This is a genomic window from Variovorax sp. P4_B11 (genome assembly GCF_056402355.1).
In genome coordinates this window covers 175,985-192,585 of sequence record NZ_JBFUHO010000005.1, presented here as the reverse complement: position 1 = coordinate 192,585, position 16,601 = coordinate 175,985, and the positions used below count along the sequence as shown (strand labels likewise).

19 protein-coding genes are annotated in these 16,601 nt (G+C 69.3%); 13 read left to right on the top strand and 6 right to left on the bottom strand.

What is annotated here, in order from left to right; translation table 11 throughout:
• The first annotated feature begins 1 nt into the window (after position 1).
• The 6 genes from cyoB to AC1DYD_RS07965 are packed head-to-tail and all read left to right on the top strand — an operon-like array spanning position 2 to position 5,611.
• The gene (gene cyoB, locus AC1DYD_RS07990) at positions 2 to 2,005 is read left to right on the top strand and encodes a cytochrome o ubiquinol oxidase subunit I (protein ID WP_478172213.1); all 2,004 of its coding nucleotides are present in this window, start codon (positions 2 to 4) and stop codon (positions 2,003 to 2,005) included.
• Positions 1,998 to 2,639 (top strand): cytochrome o ubiquinol oxidase subunit III, encoded by a 642-nt coding sequence (gene cyoC, locus AC1DYD_RS07985; protein ID WP_478172212.1) that lies wholly within the window; start codon positions 1,998 to 2,000, stop codon positions 2,637 to 2,639. Before cyoB ends, cyoC begins: the two co-directional genes overlap by 8 nt.
• The gene (gene cyoD, locus AC1DYD_RS07980) at positions 2,636 to 3,028 is read left to right on the top strand and encodes a cytochrome o ubiquinol oxidase subunit IV (protein WP_478172211.1); all 393 of its coding nucleotides are present in this window, start codon (positions 2,636 to 2,638) and stop codon (positions 3,026 to 3,028) included. Before cyoC ends, cyoD begins: the two co-directional genes overlap by 4 nt.
• Positions 3,029 to 3,050: 22 nt before the next feature.
• On the top strand, positions 3,051 to 3,797 hold the full coding sequence (locus AC1DYD_RS07975) for an SURF1 family protein (protein ID WP_478172210.1): 747 nt from the start codon (positions 3,051 to 3,053) through the stop codon (positions 3,795 to 3,797).
• Positions 3,781 to 5,085: an ATP-binding protein gene (locus tag AC1DYD_RS07970; protein ID WP_478172209.1), complete on the top strand. Its 1,305-nt coding sequence runs from the start codon at positions 3,781 to 3,783 to the stop codon at positions 5,083 to 5,085. The genes AC1DYD_RS07975 and AC1DYD_RS07970 overlap by 17 nt, the downstream gene beginning before the upstream one ends.
• Entirely contained in the window at positions 5,075 to 5,611 is a 537-nt protein-coding gene (locus tag AC1DYD_RS07965) for a response regulator transcription factor (RefSeq protein WP_478172208.1), read from the top strand. The genes AC1DYD_RS07970 and AC1DYD_RS07965 overlap by 11 nt, the downstream gene beginning before the upstream one ends.
• Before the next feature lie 51 nt (positions 5,612 to 5,662).
• Here the strand turns inward: AC1DYD_RS07965 and AC1DYD_RS07960 are convergent, their stop codons facing one another.
• Both AC1DYD_RS07960 and AC1DYD_RS07955 read right to left on the bottom strand, forming a co-directional pair.
• Complete coding sequence (locus tag AC1DYD_RS07960) at positions 5,663 to 6,484, bottom strand: alpha/beta fold hydrolase (protein WP_478172207.1); 822 nt, start codon at positions 6,482 to 6,484, stop codon at positions 5,663 to 5,665.
• A gap of 96 nt (positions 6,485 to 6,580) precedes the next feature.
• Complete coding sequence (locus tag AC1DYD_RS07955; RefSeq protein ID WP_478172206.1) at positions 6,581 to 6,772, bottom strand: hypothetical protein; 192 nt, start codon at positions 6,770 to 6,772, stop codon at positions 6,581 to 6,583.
• A gap of 187 nt (positions 6,773 to 6,959) precedes the next feature.
• On the opposite strand from AC1DYD_RS07955, the gene AC1DYD_RS07950 reads away from it, so the two are divergent.
• The gene (locus AC1DYD_RS07950; RefSeq protein WP_478172205.1) at positions 6,960 to 7,283 is read left to right on the top strand and encodes a hypothetical protein; all 324 of its coding nucleotides are present in this window, start codon (positions 6,960 to 6,962) and stop codon (positions 7,281 to 7,283) included.
• Positions 7,284 to 7,385: 102 nt separating this feature from the next.
• On the top strand, positions 7,386 to 7,601 hold the full coding sequence (locus tag AC1DYD_RS07945; protein WP_478172204.1) for a hypothetical protein: 216 nt from the start codon (positions 7,386 to 7,388) through the stop codon (positions 7,599 to 7,601).
• 105 nt (positions 7,602 to 7,706) lie between these two features.
• Here AC1DYD_RS07945 and AC1DYD_RS07940 read toward each other — a convergent pair whose 3' ends face one another.
• Positions 7,707 to 8,930 carry an NAD(P)/FAD-dependent oxidoreductase gene (locus tag AC1DYD_RS07940; protein WP_478172203.1) on the bottom strand — a complete coding sequence of 408 codons (1,224 nt, stop codon included), beginning with the start codon at positions 8,928 to 8,930 and terminating at the stop codon, positions 7,707 to 7,709.
• Positions 8,931 to 9,026: 96 nt separating this feature from the next.
• Between AC1DYD_RS07940 and AC1DYD_RS07935 the strand changes: the two genes are divergently transcribed.
• From AC1DYD_RS07935 to AC1DYD_RS07915, 5 genes are read left to right on the top strand one after another with little or no spacing between them, the layout of a single operon-like run.
• Positions 9,027 to 10,166, top strand: coding sequence for an FAD-dependent monooxygenase (locus AC1DYD_RS07935; protein ID WP_478172202.1), 1,140 nt, complete (start codon positions 9,027 to 9,029; stop codon positions 10,164 to 10,166).
• A 16-nt stretch (positions 10,167 to 10,182) separates the two neighbouring features.
• Positions 10,183 to 11,811, top strand: coding sequence for a (2,3-dihydroxybenzoyl)adenylate synthase (locus tag AC1DYD_RS07930; RefSeq protein WP_478172201.1), 1,629 nt, complete (start codon positions 10,183 to 10,185; stop codon positions 11,809 to 11,811).
• Positions 11,808 to 12,482, top strand: a complete 675-nt coding sequence (locus AC1DYD_RS07925; protein ID WP_478172200.1) for a glutathione S-transferase family protein — start codon at positions 11,808 to 11,810, stop codon at positions 12,480 to 12,482. The genes AC1DYD_RS07930 and AC1DYD_RS07925 overlap by 4 nt, the downstream gene beginning before the upstream one ends.
• 10 nt (positions 12,483 to 12,492) lie before the next feature.
• Positions 12,493 to 13,341, top strand: coding sequence for a hypothetical protein (locus tag AC1DYD_RS07920; protein WP_478172199.1), 849 nt, complete (start codon positions 12,493 to 12,495; stop codon positions 13,339 to 13,341).
• Positions 13,342 to 13,355: 14 nt separating this feature from the next.
• Positions 13,356 to 14,243: a RibD family protein gene (locus AC1DYD_RS07915; RefSeq protein WP_478172198.1), complete on the top strand. Its 888-nt coding sequence runs from the start codon at positions 13,356 to 13,358 to the stop codon at positions 14,241 to 14,243.
• On the opposite strand, the gene AC1DYD_RS07910 is transcribed toward AC1DYD_RS07915, so the two are convergent.
• From AC1DYD_RS07910 to AC1DYD_RS07900, 3 genes are read right to left on the bottom strand one after another with little or no spacing between them, the layout of a single operon-like run.
• Entirely contained in the window at positions 14,240 to 15,127 is an 888-nt protein-coding gene (locus AC1DYD_RS07910; RefSeq protein WP_478172197.1) for a class I SAM-dependent methyltransferase, read from the bottom strand. The two genes, AC1DYD_RS07915 and AC1DYD_RS07910, sit on opposite strands and share 4 nt — an antisense overlap.
• Entirely contained in the window at positions 15,124 to 16,227 is a 1,104-nt protein-coding gene (locus AC1DYD_RS07905; RefSeq protein ID WP_478172247.1) for a glycosyltransferase family 4 protein, read from the bottom strand. Before AC1DYD_RS07905 ends, AC1DYD_RS07910 begins: the two co-directional genes overlap by 4 nt.
• Positions 16,185 to 16,598 (bottom strand): 6-pyruvoyl trahydropterin synthase family protein, encoded by a 414-nt coding sequence (locus AC1DYD_RS07900; RefSeq protein WP_478172196.1) that lies wholly within the window; start codon positions 16,596 to 16,598, stop codon positions 16,185 to 16,187. The genes AC1DYD_RS07905 and AC1DYD_RS07900 overlap by 43 nt, the downstream gene beginning before the upstream one ends.
• Positions 16,599 to 16,601: the final 3 nt, after the last annotated feature.

Here is a 16,601-nt window from a genome sequence, read left to right as displayed (position 1 = left end):
GATGCTCGACCATCCTGATCTGACGAAGCTCATCTTCGGCCGCCTCTCCTGGGAGGCCATCCCCTTTCACGAACCGATCCTGCTGGCGACCTTCATCGCGGTCGTCCTCGGCGGCGTCGCGATCGTCGGCGCGATCACCTATTTCCGCGTCTGGGGCACGCTGTGGCGCGACTGGATCACCAGCATCGACCACAAGAAGATCGGCATCATGTACATCATCCTCGGGCTGGTGATGCTGCTGCGCGGCTTCTCCGACGCGATCATGATGCGGGCCCAGCAGGCCTTCGCCTTCGGCGACAACGCCGGCTTCCTGCCGCCGCACCACTATGACCAGATCTTCACGGCCCACGGCGTGATCATGATCTTCTTCGTCGCGATGCCGCTGGTCACGGGCCTCATGAACTTCGTCGTGCCGCTGCAGATCGGCGCCCGCGACGTCGCCTTCCCGTTCCTGAACAACTTCAGCTTCTGGATGACCACCTTCGGCGCCGGGCTGGTGATGGCCTCGCTGTTCGTCGGCGAGTTCGCGCGCACCGGATGGCTCGCCTACCCGCCGCTGTCGGGGCTGGAGTTCAGTCCCGACGTCGGGGTCGACTACTACATCTGGTCCTTGCAGATCGCGGGGGTCGGCACCTTGCTCTCGGGCATCAACCTGATCGCGACCATCGTCAAGATGCGCGCCCCGGGCATGACGCTGATGAAGATGCCGGTGTTCACCTGGACCGCGCTCTGCACCAACATCCTGATCGTCGCCGCCTTCCCGGTGCTGACCGCCGTGCTGGCCCTGCTGTCGCTCGACCGCTACGTCGGCACCAACTTCTTCACGAACGACTTCGGCGGCAACGCCATGATGTACGTGAACCTGATCTGGATCTGGGGCCACCCCGAGGTCTACATCCTGGTGCTGCCGGTGTTCGGCGTGTTCTCCGAGGTCGTCGCGACCTTCAGCGGCAAGCGCCTGTTCGGCTACGCCTCGATGGTCTACGCCACGCTGGTGATCACGATCCTCTCGTACCTCGTGTGGCTGCACCACTTCTTCACGATGGGTTCGGGCGCCAGCGTGAACTCCTTCTTCGGCATCACGACGATGATCATCTCGATCCCGACCGGGGCGAAGATCTTCAACTGGCTGTTCACGATGTACAAGGGCCGCATCCGCTTCGAGCTGCCCATGATGTGGACGATCGCCTTCATGATCACCTTCGTGATCGGCGGCATGACCGGTGTGCTGCTGGCGGTGCCGCCGGCCGACTTCGCGCTGCACAACAGCCTGTTCCTGATCGCGCACTTCCACAACGTGATCATCGGCGGTGTGCTGTTCGGCCTGATGGCCGGCATCACCTACTGGTACCCGAAGGCCTTCGGCTACAGGCTCGAGCCGTTCTGGGGCAAATGCTCGTTCTGGTTCTGGGTCATCGGCTTCTATTTCGCCTTCATGCCGCTCTACGTGCTGGGCCTGATGGGCGTGACCCGCCGCGTGAGCCACTTCGAGGATCCGACCTACCAGATCTGGTTCCAGATCGCGGCCTTCGGCGCCGTGCTGATCGCGCTCGGCATCGGCTCGTTCCTGATCCAGCTGGTGGTGAGCTACGTGCGCCGCGATTCGCTGCGCGACAAGACCGGCGACCCATGGAACGGCCGCACGCTCGAATGGTCGACCTCCTCGCCGCCGCCGGCCTACAACTTCGCCTTCACGCCGCGCGTGCAGGACAACGACGCCTGGACCTACATGAAGAAGCACGGCTACGTGCGGCCGCGCGAAGGCTTCATCCCGATCCACATGCCGAAGAACACCGGCGCCGGCTTCGTCATCGCTGCCCTGGCCGCGGCCTGCGGCTTCACGCTGATCTGGCAGATGTGGCTGCCGGCCGGCATCTGCTTCGCCGCGATGCTGATCGCCGTGATCGTCCATACCTTCAATTACAAGCGCGACTACCACGTCCCCACGGAGGAAGTCGTCCGCACCGAAGGCGCTCGTACCCGCCTGCTCGCTGGCCATGTCTGATACCACCGTCCTTTCCCCCGCCGGCGCCCTGGGCGCGCATCCGGACCCGCGCTTCCACGTGCAGGGCGAGCATCACCCCGAGAACGGCACCCTGCTCGGGTTCTGGCTCTACCTGATGAGCGACTGCCTGGTGTTCGCCTGCCTGTTCGCGATGTACGCGGTGCTGGGCCGCAGCTACGCGGCCGGCCCCTCGGGCGCCGACCTGTTCGACCTCAAGCTGGTGGCGCTCAACACCGCCTTCCTGCTGCTGTCCTCGATCACCTACGGTTTCGCGATGATCGAGATGCAGCGCAAGCGCATGCGCGCGACGCTGGTCTGGCTGGTCATCACGGGCCTGTTCGGCGCCAGCTTCATCGCGGTCGAGCTCCACGAATTCGTGCACCTGATCCACGAAGGCGCGGTGCCGCAGCGCAGCGCCTTCCTGTCGTCCTTCTTCGCGCTGGTCGGCACCCACGGCCTGCACGTCACCTTCGGCCTGGTCTGGCTGGTGGTGCTCATGGTGCAGCTGGGGCAGCGCGGCTTCGTCGCCGACAACCGCCGCCGGCTGATGTGCCTGTCGATGTTCTGGCACTTCCTGGACGTGGTCTGGATCGGCGTCTTCACCTTCGTGTACCTGATGGGAGTGTTGCCATGAGCGCGCACAACGAACACGCCGATCACGGCGGCCATGACGACCACGCGCACGACGGTGCGCCCCACGCCACCTTCAAGGGCTACATGACGGGTTTCATCCTGTCGGTGATCCTGACCGCGATTCCCTTCTGGCTCGTGATGGGCAACGTGTTCGAGAAGAGCAGCACCACGGCCCTGGTGGTCCTCGCCTTCGCGGCGGTGCAGATCGTGGTCCACATGATCTACTTCCTGCACATGAACGCCCGGTCGGAGAACGGCTGGACCATGCTGGCCCTGATCTTCACCGTGGTGCTGGTCGTGATCACGCTGAGCGGCTCGCTGTGGGTCATGTACCACCTGAATCACAACATGATGCCGGGCCTGATGCACGAGACGCACAAGATGCCCTGATGCGGGCAGGCGCGGCGCTTCGGTGAGGAAACTTCTTCCGCGGCTCGCGCTGGCCTCGTGCGCGCTGCTGGCCTTCGCGGGCTTCTTCGCCCTCGGCACCTGGCAGCTGGAGCGCCGGGCCTGGAAGCTGGACCTGATCGCGCGGGTCGACCAGCGCGTTCATGCCCCGGCCATCGAGGCGCCGGGCCCCGACCGCTGGGCCGGCGTCAACCGGGCGGACGACGAGTACCGCCGCGTTCGTGCCACCGGCACCTTCCTCCACGACCGCGAGACCCTGGTCCAGGCGAGCACCGAGTTCGGCAGCGGCTATTGGGTGCTGACGCCCTTGCGCATGGCCGACGGCCGGGTGCTGCTGGTCAACCGCGGCTTCGTCGCGCCACCGCAGAAGGACCCGGCCGCCCGCGGCGTTCAGGAGCCCGCCGGTCCGGTCACCGTGACCGGCCTGCTGCGCCTGACGGAGCCGCATGGCGCGCTGCTGCGCAAGAATGATCCGGACGCCCAGCGCTGGTACTCGCGCGACGTCCAGGCGATCGCCCGGGCGCGCGGCCTCGGCGAGGTCGCCCCCTACTTCGTCGATGCGGACGCCGCCGCACCGGCGTCGCCACGCGGCGGCCTGACGGTGATCTCCTTCCCCAACAACCATCTGGTCTACGCCCTCACCTGGTACGCGCTGGCGCTGATGATCGCCGGCGCGGCGGGGTACGTCGTCCGCGAGCAGCGCCGGCCGCAGAATGACGGTGAGGAGGCACGCGATGGCGCGCGAGACTGAAGGCGGCGACGCCACTGGCCTGGAGAACATGCAGCAGCTGATCCAGCTGCGCTGGATCGCCGTGGTCGGCCAGGTGGCCACCATCGCAGTGGTGCACTACGGCTTCGGCATCCGCCTGCCGCTCGACCGGATGCTGGCGGTGCTGGCCTTCCTGGCCGCCTTCAATGCCGCCAGCCAGCTGCGCTGGCGCATCCATCGCGACGTCAGCAACGGCGAGCTCTTCGTCGCGCTGCTGGTCGACGTCGCAATGCTGACCGCGCAGCTCTACCTGAGCGGCGGTGCCGCCAACCCCTTCGTCTTCCTGTACCTGCTGCAGGTGATCCTGGGTGCGGTGCTGCTGGAGGCCTGGTCGACCTGGACCATCGTCGGCATCACCAGCGCCTGCTTCGCCGGGCTGGCGATCTTCAACGGCCCGCTCGAACTGCCGATCGACCACGGGCGCGGCCTGCTGAGCCCCTACATCCTCGGCATGCTGATCTGCTTCGCCCTCAACGCGGCGCTGCTGGTGGTCTTCATCAGCCGCATCAGCCGCAACCTGCGGGCCCGAGACGCCCGGCTGGCGGCACTGCGCGAGCGGGCCGCCGAGGAAGAGCACATCGTGCGCATGGGCCTGCTGGCCTCGGGCGCGGCGCACGACCTGGGCACGCCGCTGGCCACGCTGTCGGTGATCCTCGGCGACTGGCGCCACCTGCCGCATTTCACGTCCGACCCCGAATTGCTCGCCGAGATCGACGAAATGCAGGCCCAGGTGCAGCGCTGCAAGACCATCCTGAGCGGCATCCTGCTGTCGGCCGGGGAGGCGCGCGGCGAATCCTCGCTCGAGACCACGGTCAGCACCTTTCTCGACGACCTGGCCGAAGAGTGGCGCAGCACGCGGCCGGTGCTGGCCTTCGAGTACGAGAATCGCTTCGGCCACGACCTGCCGATGGTTTCCGACTCGGCCCTGAAGCAGACCCTCTGCAACGTGCTCGACAATGCGCTCCAGGCCTCGCCCGACTGGGTGCGGCTCGAAGCGACCCACGACGGCGACACCCTGCGTCTCACGGTCACCGATGCCGGCCCCGGATTCGCACCCGGCATGCTGGCCGACTTCGGCAAGCCCTACCTGTCGACCAAGGGCCGTCCCGAAGGCGGGCTGGGGCTGTTCCTGGTGGTCAACGTGGCGCGCACGCTGGGCGGCAAGGTCCACGCGCGCAACCGCCCCGAAGGCGGGGCCGAGGTGACGCTCACCCTGCCACTGGCGTCGATCATTCTCGAAGAGGAGGAAGACGAAGGACATGGAAGCTGAACGCCTGCTGCTGATCGTCGAGGACGACGCCGCCTTCGCCCGCACGCTCGGCCGCTCGTTCGAGCGGCGCGGCTACGCGGTGCTGCTGGCGGCCAACCGCGACGAGGTCGCGGCCCTGCTGCAGACCCATTCGCCGCGCTACGCGGTGGTCGACCTCAAGCTCAGCGGCGAGGCCTCGGGGCTGGCCTGCGTGCAACTCCTGAACCGGCACGACCCGGCCATGCTGATCGTGGTGCTGACCGGCTTCGCCAGCATCGCCACGGCGGTCGAGGCGATCAAGCTGGGCGCCTGCCACTACCTGGCCAAGCCCTCCAACACCGACGACATCGAAGCCGCCTTCGGCCGCGCCGAAGGCGACACCGACATCGAGCTCACCAATCGCTCGACCTCGATCAAGACACTCGAATGGGAGCGCATCCACGAAACCCTGGCGGAAACCGGCTTCAATATTTCCGAGACGGCCCGAAGGCTCGGCATGCATCGCCGCACGCTGGCACGCAAGCTGGTCAAGCAACAGGTCAAGTAGCGGGCGCGCCTGGCGCCGACTTGTGCCGCACCCGGGGGAAAACCCTTCGCCTCAGCGCTTGATGAACGCCAGCAGGTCGGCGTTGAACTCATCGGCCTGCGTCGTCGCCAGGCCGTGCGAACCGCCCGGATAGATCTTCAGGGTCGCGCCTTTCACGAGCTTGGCCGACAACAGGCCCGAGGCCCCGATCGGCACGATCTGGTCGTCGTCGCCATGGGCGATCCAGGTCGGGATGTCGAACTTCCTCAGGTCCTCGGTGAAGTCGGTCTCGGAGAACTGCTCGATGCAGTCCAGCAGGCCCTTGTGGCCGCCCAGCATGCCCTGCAGCCAGAACGAATCGCGCACGCCTTGCGAGGGCTTGGCCCCCGGCCGGTTGTAGCCGTAGAACGGCGTCGTCAGATCCTTGAAGAACTGCGAGCGGTCGGCCGTGACACCGGCGCGGATGCCGTCGAAGACCTCGATCGGCAGGCCGCCGGGATTGGCCTCGGTCTTCAGCATCAGCGGCGGCACCGCGCCCAGCAGCACCGCCTTGCCGACCCGCGCGGTGCCGTGCCGTCCGATGTAGCGCGTCACCTCGCCGCCGCCGGTGGAGTGGCCCACCATCACCGCGTCCCGGATGTCCAGCGCGTTCATCAGCTCGGCCAGGTCGTCGGCGTAGGTGTCCATGTGGTTGCCGTCCCACGGCTGGCTGGAGCGGCCGTGGCCGCGCCGGTCATGCGCGATCACGCGATAGCCGCGCTCGCCGAGGAACACCATCTGCGCGTCCCAGGCGTCGGCCGTCAGCGGCCAGCCATGGGAGAAGACGACCGGGCGCCCCTTGCCCCAGTCCTTGTAGTAGATCTGCGTGCCGTCCCGGGTCGTGATGCTGCTCATGGGCGTCCTTTCGAATGGGGCGGCAGATGCCGCCAAGGGTGACGGGATGGATCCTAAGGGAAGGTGCGCCATGCCGTCTGCCCCTGGGGGGCGACCCTAGAGCCCGGCGACGTACTTGAATCCGACGATCAGCAGCAACGCCAGCACGGCCAGGAACAGCAGGCCGCCCCATCGCACGCGCGGGTGGCTGGACAGGTCATGCAATTCCGAGCGGTGCAGGCCCGAGAACGATGTCGAGTCGGGCTTGTCCCGGGCCCAGTCGTGGAAGTTGTCTCTTTCGGTATTCATGTAATACATTTTAACTAACATTACATGGCTCGACACAAGCCCCACGCGAAGTCGACGCGAACGAGCGCCAGCGCGTTGAGCAACAGAAGCGAATCCGAACGACACAAGATTTCGCACCGGCCTTACGCGAGCTTCACATGCGGCGCGCAGCATGAAGATCCTTCGAGACCCCGAAAGAGAGACTGCGATGAACAAGTTCCTTGTAGCCATCGGCACCACCGCCCTGCTGTCGCTGAGTCTGCTGGCCGCCCCGGCCCAGGCCCAGCCCTACGACAACCGCGTGATGGTGATCCCGGCGCCCCCGCCTCCGCCGCGCGGCTATGTCGTGGTCCCGCGACCGGTGCAGCCCTCCTATGGCTGGCATGCGCAGGGCGATGAACGCCGCGCCTACCGCCACGGTTGGGGCGATCGCGACCACGACGGCGTGCCCGACCGCTACGACCGGGATCGCGACGGCGACGGCGTGCCCAACCGCTACGACCGCCGTCCCGACAATCCCTACCGCTATTGATCGAGCGGATCGCAGGGACGGCGTCCGATGTGGCCGCTGATTCCGACGTAACGTAGGTATCGGCCTACAGAAATCACCCTCGCGAACGTCCACCATGAGGGCATGAAGAATCCGATCAAACTCGTCATCGACGAGCCGGCGCCCGGGTCTTTTCTCTGGACGCTGCTCGAATGCGACGCCGGAGGCGTCCCCCACAAGGTGGTGCGCGCCGCCGAATATGCCGCCGACACCTACGAGGCCGCGCTGGCGGCCGGCACGCGGATGATGGACGCCGAGATTCGCAAGAACCTGGCGCCGCGTCCGGCCGACGTTTCCTGACCCTGCCCGCGCTCGTCCAGATGCGATGAGGGACTGCCTCAGGCGAGTCCTTGCATCGAGGGCCTGCTCACACTGCTTCCGGGGTCGCGAAGGCCTGAACAGGCCCTAAGCCAGGTGCGCCTTGAGCGGCACGGCCGGATCGGCCGCGACCGCCGGGTCGGGGCTGCGGCCCGCTTCCAGCAGCTTGCGGCTCATCAGGTGGTCCACCGGCGCATTGACCGACTCGACGCAGCGCAGCTGGCCGTCCACGTAGTGCAGCAGCGAGAACGAAGCCGGGTTGGCTCCGGGCCGCTTCACCGTGGCGTGGCCGGCGGTGCCGGGTGCGGGCACCAGGCCCGCCATCTGCAGCCGCATGCCGCCCTGGTCCGACCAGAACCACGGCACCGCATCGTGCGGCCTCGGCGCGCCGGTCAAGGTCGCGACCGCGGTGCGGGCCTGGTCGTTGGCGTTCTGCACCGATTCCAGACGCAGCGCCTGGCCGGCGCGCCGGTCGGGGAAGCGGGTGCAATCGCCGACCGCGAGCACGGCCTCGTCGCTGGTCTGCATGTAGGCGTCGACCACGATGCCGTCGGCGCACTCGAGGCCGGCCGCCTCGGCCAGCGCGGTCTCGGGCACTGCGCCGATGCCGAGCAGCAGCAGGTCGATGGCCTGCGGCTCGCCATCGACCTCGATGGACGCCAGGCGCGGCCCCTTGACCTCCATCACGCCGCTCTGCACCCCGACACGCACGTCCATTCCGGCCGCACGGTGGGTCGCCAGCACGTGCGCCGACAGCTCCGGCGACACCGCGCGGCTCAGCAGCCGCGGCGCGCTCTCGAGCACCCGCACCTGCTTGCCGAGCGCCAGCGCCGTGGCCGCCACCTCGAGCCCGATGAAGCCGCCGCCGAGCACCGTCACATGCCCGGCCGCCGCGAGCAAGGCGCGCAATTGCGCCGCTTCGTCGGCGGCGCGCAGCAGGGCCACGTTGGACAGCCCTGCCAGCGCCGACAGCCGACGGGCGCGGGTGCCGGTCGCGAGCACCAGCCGATCCCAGCCGAGCACCGCGCCCGAACGCAGCGTGACCGTGCGCGCGCCGCGATCGATCGCCAGCGCCGGGTCGCCCAGGTGCATCGTGATGCCGGCTTCGGCATACCAGGCCTCGGCCCGATGCGGCTGCAGCTGCTCGTCCGGACTCTTCAGGAAGGTCTTGGACAGCGGCGGCCGGTGATACGGGATGGCGGTCTCCTCGCTGACCAGGTGGACCCGCGCGCCCTGCCCCGCTTCGGCCAGGCCGGCGCACAGCTGGGCGGCGGCATGGCCGCCGCCGATGATCACGATGTTCGAATTCATGCCCTGTTCCTGTCGTCGATCCGCACAATGATGCGGCCGTGCCCGTGACTGTAGCCTTAGGATGCGGCAAGGGATTCCAACCAAAGAGACAAGACGATGAAGATTCGCATCATCGGCGGCGGCCCCGCGGGACTGTTCTACGCCTACCTCATGAAACGCGACGACCCGTCGCACGACATCCGCGTCTGCGAGCGCGATGCCGAGAACGCCACCTACGGCTGGGGCGTGGTGTTCTCCGACGTGGCCCTGGCCTTCGTGCGCGAGCTGGCGCCCGAGCTCTACCGCTCGATGACCGCGAACCAGGAAGTGTTCGAAGAGATGGCGGTGGTGCACCGCGGCGTGCAGGTCAAGCTGGCGCACAACACCTTCCATCGCATGGCGCGCATCGACCTGCTCAAGGCGCTGCATGCGCACTGCCGCGAGGTCGGCGTCGCGATCGAATTCGAGCGCCGCCTCGACGACGTCGCGGACTTCGCCGATGCCGACCTGATCGTGGCGGCCGATGGCGCCAACAGCGCGATCCGCACGCGCTTCGCCGAGCACTTCGGCCCCACGCTCGACGAGCGGCCGAACCTGCTCGCCTGGTATGGCACGACGCAGCTGTTCGACCCGCTGTCGCTGATCTTCCGGCAGAACCCCGACGGCCTCGCGATCGCCCACACCTATCGCTACAGCCGCACCCACAGCACCTTCCTGGTCGAGGTCGACCCGGACACCTTCCGCCAGGCCGGCCTCGACCGCATGGACGAGGCGCACAGCCTGGCCTGGTGCGAGAAGGTCTTCGCCGACGACCTGCAGGGCCACAAGCTGCTGTCGAACAAGTCCAACTGGTTCCGCTACACGATCGTCAAGAACCGCCGCTGGCACTGGAACAACATCGTGCTGATCGGCGATGCGCTGCGCACCGGCCATCCGTCGGTCGGCTCCGGCACCCGGCTCGCGATGCAGGATTCGATCGCGCTCTTCGACGCCTTCAAGGCCTGCGGACCCGACGTGCCGAAGATGCTCGAGGAATTCGTGCGAATCCGCCAGCCCGGCTCCGACGCGCTGCAGCAGGCGGCCATCAAGAGCTGCGAGTGGTACGAGAACCTCGGCCCCAAGCTGCCGCTCGACCCGATCTCCTTCGCCTACGACTACGTCACGCGCAGCGGCCGGGTCGACCATGCCGACGTCCGCAAGCGCGACCCCGAACTCGCAGCCGCCTACGAAAAGCTGCACCCTGAACTCAGCTTCTGAACCGGAGGAACCCACCATGCTCGAAGGCTGCGTCCCCTGGCCCGCCGAAGCGGCGGCCGAATACCGCCGGCTCGGCCTGTGGGAAGACCTCACGGTGGCCGAAATGGTCGAGCGCACGATGCGCTCTGTGCCGGACAAGACCGCGCTGGTCTTCGGCGACCGGCGCATCAGCTACGAGGAACTGGTGCGCGATTCGCGCCGCCTCGCAGTGTCCCTGCTCGATCTCGGGCTGAAGCCGCGCGAGCGCGTCGTGGTGCAGCTGCCGAACGTGCCGGAGTTCGTCATCGCCTACCTCGCGCTCAACTGGATGGGTGCGATCCCGGTGATGGCGCTGCGGGCGCACCGGCATGCCGAGGTGCGCCACTTCATCCGCGCCTCGGGCGCCAGCGCCTACCTGCTGCCCGACGTGATGGGCCGCTTCGACTACCGGCCGATGGCGGCCGAGATGGCGGCCGAGTTCTCCTCGCTGCGCCACCTGATCGTTGCCGGCGAACCGGCGCCGGGACAGCGCGCGCTCGACCCGCTGATCGCAGGCGATTCGGTGACCGACCGCGAATCGGTGGCCCGGCTGGCTGCGGTGCGGCCGTCGCCCGACGAGGTCTCGACGATGCTGCTGTCGGGCGGCACCACCTCGGTGTCGAAGCTGATCCCGCGCACCCACAACGACTACGTGCTCAACGCCCGGCTTTGTGCCCGCGCGGCCGGCTTCGACCGCGACACGGTCTTCATGGCGATCCTGCCGCTGGGCCACAACTACAACCTGGCCTCGCCGGGCCTGCTCGGCACCTTCTCGGCCGGCGGCACGGCGGTGATCGCGACGGGCACCGACACCGAGGCCATCTTCGCCGCCGTCGAGCGCGAGCGGGTTTCGGTGATCGCCGGCGTGGTGCCGCTGATCGCCGGCTGGCTCGACAGCGAGGTGCCCAAGCGCTTCGACCTCTCTTCGCTCAAGGTGATCCAGAACGGCGGCGCGCGGCTCGCGCCCGAGCTGCGGATGCGTCTAGCCAGCCGCTTCGGCTGCACGCCGCAGGAGATCTACGGCACCGCCGAAGGCCTGATCAACATGACGCGGCTCGATGACCCGGAGGATCTGCTGTTCGAAAGCTCCGGCGCGCCGGTCAGCGAATACGACGAGATCGAGGTACTGGACGACGACGACCGCAAAGTGCCCGACGGCCAGGCCGGCGAGCTGGTCACGCGCGGTCCCTACACCATCCGCGGCTACTACCACGCGCCCGAGAAGAACGCCGAGGCCTTCACGGCCGATGGCTTCTACCGCATGGGCGACATCGTGCGCAAGCGCGGGCGCCACGTCTTCACCGAAGGCCGGCGCAAGGACCTGATCAACCGCGGCGGCGAGAAGATCAGCTGCGACGAGATCGAGAACCTGATCTTCGGCCTGCCGCAGGTCAAGGGCGTGGCGCTGGTCGGCCTGCCCGACCCGGTGTACGGCGAAAGGGCCTGCGCCTGCGTCATCCTGCACCCCGGCACCACGCTCGGCTTCGACGAACTCATCGCCTACCTGCGGCAGCAGAAGATCGCCTCCTTCAAGCTGCCCGAGCGGCTCGAGATCATGACGGAGTTCCCGGTCAGCCCGGTGGGCAAGATACTCAAGCGCGAATTGCGGGAGATGATATTGGCATGATCGAGCTCTACCACTGCGTCAGTGCCAGGTCCTTCCGTCCGCTCTGGACGCTCGAGGAACTGGGTGCGCCCTACCAGCTGCGGATGCTGCCCTTTCCGCCGCGCGCACTCCAGCGCAGCTACCTCGAACTCAATCCGCTCGGCACGGTGCCGCTGCTGCTCGACGGCGCCACGCGCATGACCGAGTCGGCCGCGATGTGCCAGTACCTGGCGCAGCGCTGCGACCCCGACAACCGGCACGGGCTCGCGGTGCTGCCGGGGGAGCCCGATTTCGGCGCCTGGCTCAACTGGCTGCATCACGGCGAGGCGACGCTGACCTTCCCGCAGACCATCGTGCTGCGCTACGGCCGCTTCGAACCCGACGAACGCAAGCTGCCGCAGGCAGCGGACGACTATGCCAAGTGGTTCATCGCCCGCCTGCGCGGCATCGACGCGGTGTTGGAGCAGCACGAATACCTCGCCGCCGACCGCTTCACCGTGGCCGACGTCTCGGTCGGCTACGCGCTGATGCTGGCCAACGAGCTCGACCTGGTGCCGCGCTTCCCGGCCGCGGTGGCGGCCTATTGGGAGCGGCTGCAGCAGCGCAAGGGCTTCCGGCGCGCGCTCGCCGCACAGCACGATGCGGCCGTGGCGCAAGAGGTCTCGCCGACGACCTCGACCCGACCGGCATGAGCTTGCCGGCATGGACTTCCATCACCCGCTGTTCGAAAGCCTTGCGCTGCCGCTCTTGCTGTCGTTCGCGGCCACCGGCCTGCTGCGCGCCGGCCTGGGCGCGGTCCACGGCCGGCGCTGGGCCGCGTCGGGCGCCGCATCGACGATCATCGTCGCCTCCGCATGGGCGCTCGGCTGGCAGCTGTGGCCCGGCAGCCTGACCGAGGAATTGCCCTGGATCTACGCTGCCGCCGCGCTGCTCGGCCTCGGCCTCGAAGGCATGCGGGCGCTGAAACGCACCACCTGGCTCGCAAGCTGCGTCCTGTGGGCGCTGGTGCTGGCCGGGCTCAGCGACCAGCCTCTGGCGCTGCAAGCCGCCACCTGGGCGGTCGGGGCCGTGGCGCTCGCTGCGGTGCTGGGCGCCCCGCCCGAGCAAGCCGGGACGCCGGCGAGCCTGGTGGTGGCGGGCATCGGGCTGGCGGCCGTGGCCTTCATCGGTGGATCGGCGCTGCTGTTCGAACTGGGCCTGTCGCTCGCGGCCGCCATCGCCGGCTGCGCGCTGTGGCTCTGGCCCAGCGCCCGCATCGGCTTCGGCGCCTGCGGCGCGGTGGTGTCCGTCATCGCCTGGCTGACGCTGGCGCAGGGCGTGGCCCTGCTGACGCCGGTGGCGTCCGAGGTCCTGCTCCTGCTGGCCGGCGCCCTGCTGTCCGGGCCGATGGTGCGCTGGGTGTGGCGCGGACGGCATCCTGCGGCGGAGGCACTGATCGTCGCGGCGGTGGCCGCGCTCTGGGTCGCCGCCGCGGTCGTGCTGGCGCTCCACGGCAACGCCCAGGCACCGCGCGACACGCAGGACGACCCCTACTACACGCCTCGCTGGTAGGCGATACCCCTCTCATGATGCCCTCCGCCTCCCCCCTTGCCGGCATCGATGCGCTGTGGCCCCTGTGCCTGGAGATCGCGGCAGGTCGGCGCGGCCGCCACGCGCCGCCGCCGGCGGACGCCCGCGGTCCGATCGCCTGGAGCGCAGCGCAGGGCTTCGCGCTCCAGGGCCTGTGGGACGACGAGGCTGTCGCGCTGTTCGAATTGCTCAAGCCCCTGTTCGACCACCCGCGCGCCGGCACGCCCTGGGCGATCGGCCAGCTCGGACAGAGCCTGGACGGCTGCGTCGCCACCCATGGCGGCGACTCCAACTATGTCAACGGGCCCGAGATGCTGGTGCACCTGCACCGCCTGCGCGCCTTGTGCGACGCGGTCATCGTGGGCGCCGGAACCGCGGCCATCGACAACCCCCAGCTGACCACGCGGCGCGTGGCCGGCCCGCATCCGGTGCGCGTGCTGCTCGACCCGGCGCTGCGGCTGCCGGCGGCGCTGCGCGTCTTCTGCGACCGACAGGCACCGACCCTGCTCGCCTGCGATGCCGGCCGCGCCGCCGAAGCCTCGCGGCGCGTCGGCGCCGACCAGGTGCTCGGGGTGCGCGGCCTCGTGCGGCCCGACGGCAGCGCCGACCTGAGCGCCCTGCAGCTGGCCTTGCAGCAGCGCGGGCTGGGCGTGCTCTTCGTCGAAGGCGGCGGCGTCACGGTGTCGCGTTTCATCGAACAAGGCTGCCTCGACCGGCTGCACCTGTGCATCGCACCGGTGATCATCGGCGCCGGCCGGCCCGGCCTGCAGCTGCCACGCAGCGCCGCGATGCGCGACTGCCTGCGGCCGCCGAGCCGGGTGTATCGCATGGGCGCCGATGTGCTGTGGGATCTGGACCTGCGCGCGGCGGCGTCCAAAAGCTAGCGCAGCGTCGCAAGCAGCTCGCGATGGCCGATGCGAAGGCGGGTGCCGGCGAGCAGGCGCGTGCGTTCGATCACCCAATCGGAGATGGCGGCAGCCAGCTCCGGCGCCTGCTCGCAGGCCGCGGCAGCGCAGCCGGCCACCATCGCTGCCAGCATGGCTTGCGCCTGCGCGCCCTCGCTGCCGTCGATCTGCCAGTCGCTGGCCGCATGCTGAAGTTCGTAGCCCAGCGCGCGCAGCCGTTCGGCCGCCCGCTCCACCGCCGCGCCGCCCAGTGCCGCGCCGAAACCCTTGTCGCGCTGCTGGTGCGCTTCGAACAGCCGCGTCAGCAGCTCGTCGCCCGCCACCTCGGGCGCCCAGTCCACACGGCCATCGACCGTGAGCGCGAACAACAGCGCCACCCTCGCCGCCTGGACACGCACCAGCAAGTCGTCGAGCCAGGCGGCCGACACCAGGTCCAGCAGCGCCGACGCCGTGACCAGCCCGACCTCGGCCAGAGGCAGCGCGGCCAGTCCCTGCGCGAGATCGATCCGCAGCGGCTCCACGTCGGCGTGCCAGTCCGGCCCTTCGAGCCGCAAGCCCTCCCCGTTCGCGTGCGATGAGAAGCCCCGCGATGCAGCCCAGGCGGTGAGCGCACCGGGCAGCGTCGCCAGCAGCAGCGGATCATGATCGACCAGCAGCCAGCGCTGAGGCCCCCCCAGCCGAGGGGCCAGCGCGCGCAGGTTGGCGCCGGTGCCGCAGGCCAGATCGAGCACCCCGAGGGTCGACGCGCCACCACGCAGGCGCCGCGCCAACCCCGGCAGGTCGAACGCGCCGAACGACGCGCCGCGCGCCGATCGATCGAAGGGCTCGCGCAGCGCGAGCCAGTCGGCGCTGAAGCCGGTCATGCGAGCGCTGCCCGGTCGGCGGCATCGAGCGCAGCAGCGAAGCGCGCCGCACTGACGTCCCAGGTTGGCAGGCTGCGCCGAGCTTCGCGCGCGCCTTCGGAAAGCCTTGCCCGCAGGCCGGCATCGTCCAGCACCTGGCGCAAGGCAGCCTGCAGCGCGCCGATGTCGCCCGGCGGGACCCGCAGGCCCGCCGCGGCGGGCACCGTGTCCGGAATGGCGCCCGCCAGCGTGCTGATGACCGGCAGGCCGTGCGCCAGCGCCTCGGCCAGCGCCATGCCGTAGCCCTCGTGGAAGGAGGGCAGCACGAAGACGTCGGCAGTCGCATAGAGCGTGCGCAGCCCGGCCTCGTCGCACTCCCCCAGGAGCCGCACGCGCCCCTGCAAGCCGTGGGCGTCGATCGCCGCCGCCAACGCCGCGGCGCAGGCCGCATCCATCGTGAGGCTGCCGGCGCAAAGCAGCGTCCACGGGCGATCCTGCAGGCCTGCCAGCGACTCGATCAGCAGCGCGTGGCCCTTGCGCGGCGTCACCGTGGCGACGCACAGCAGCGCCAGCGCGGCCGAGCCCGAACCCTGCGCCAGCGCAGCCGGATCGGTGCCGGGTTCGACCACGGCGATCCGCGCGGCATCGACATCGAAGGCGGCCAGCGCCCGCCCGGTGGCGCGGCTGGTGACGATCACGCCACGCGCCGAAGCCAGCGCGCGCCGCTCGCTGTCGAACAGCGCGCGCTGCCGCCCGGGCCCGAGCCCGGTCTCCAGCGACAGCGGGTGATGGACCAGTGCGACCCATCGCAGCCGCCGCGCGTGGGCCGCCGCCACATCGGCCAGTACGCCGAAAGCCAGGCCGTCGACCACCACCAGCGCGTCATCGGGCAGTGCCTCGACCACGCGGCGAGCCGTGGCCAGGGCCGACGCATCGGGATCGGGATAGCCGGGCCCCAGCGACTGCAGGTCGACCTGCCAGCCGGCGGCGCGCAGGCCGTCGATGATTCGCCGGTCGTAGGTGTAGCCGCCGGTGCGGGTGCCGAGCTCGCCCGGCACCAGGAAGCTGCAGCGCGCGGTCAATCGGTGGCCGCCGGCAGCGCGGCCTCGTAGGCGGCCCAGGCCACGTGCGATTCGTGAAGCCGCACGCGCAAGCCCGACAGGCCGCTCGCATGGGGCCCGAGATCGCCGGCCGCGATGCGCGCGGCCATGCGGTCGAAGATCACGCGGGCCATGAATTCGGTGGTCGTGTTGCGCCCTTCGAAGGCCGGATCGTCGTCGAGGTTGCGCAGGTTGAGTCCACTCAGAACACTGCGCAGCACTTCGGTGGCCCGCGCGATGTCGACCACCATGCCGTCGGCATCGAGCTCGGCGCGGCGACATTCGAGATCGACCACGTAGGTCGCGCCGTGCAGGCGCTGGGCCGGCCCGAAAGCCTCACCGCGGAAGCTGTGGGCGATCATGAAATGGTCGCGGACGTTGACGCTGTACATGCT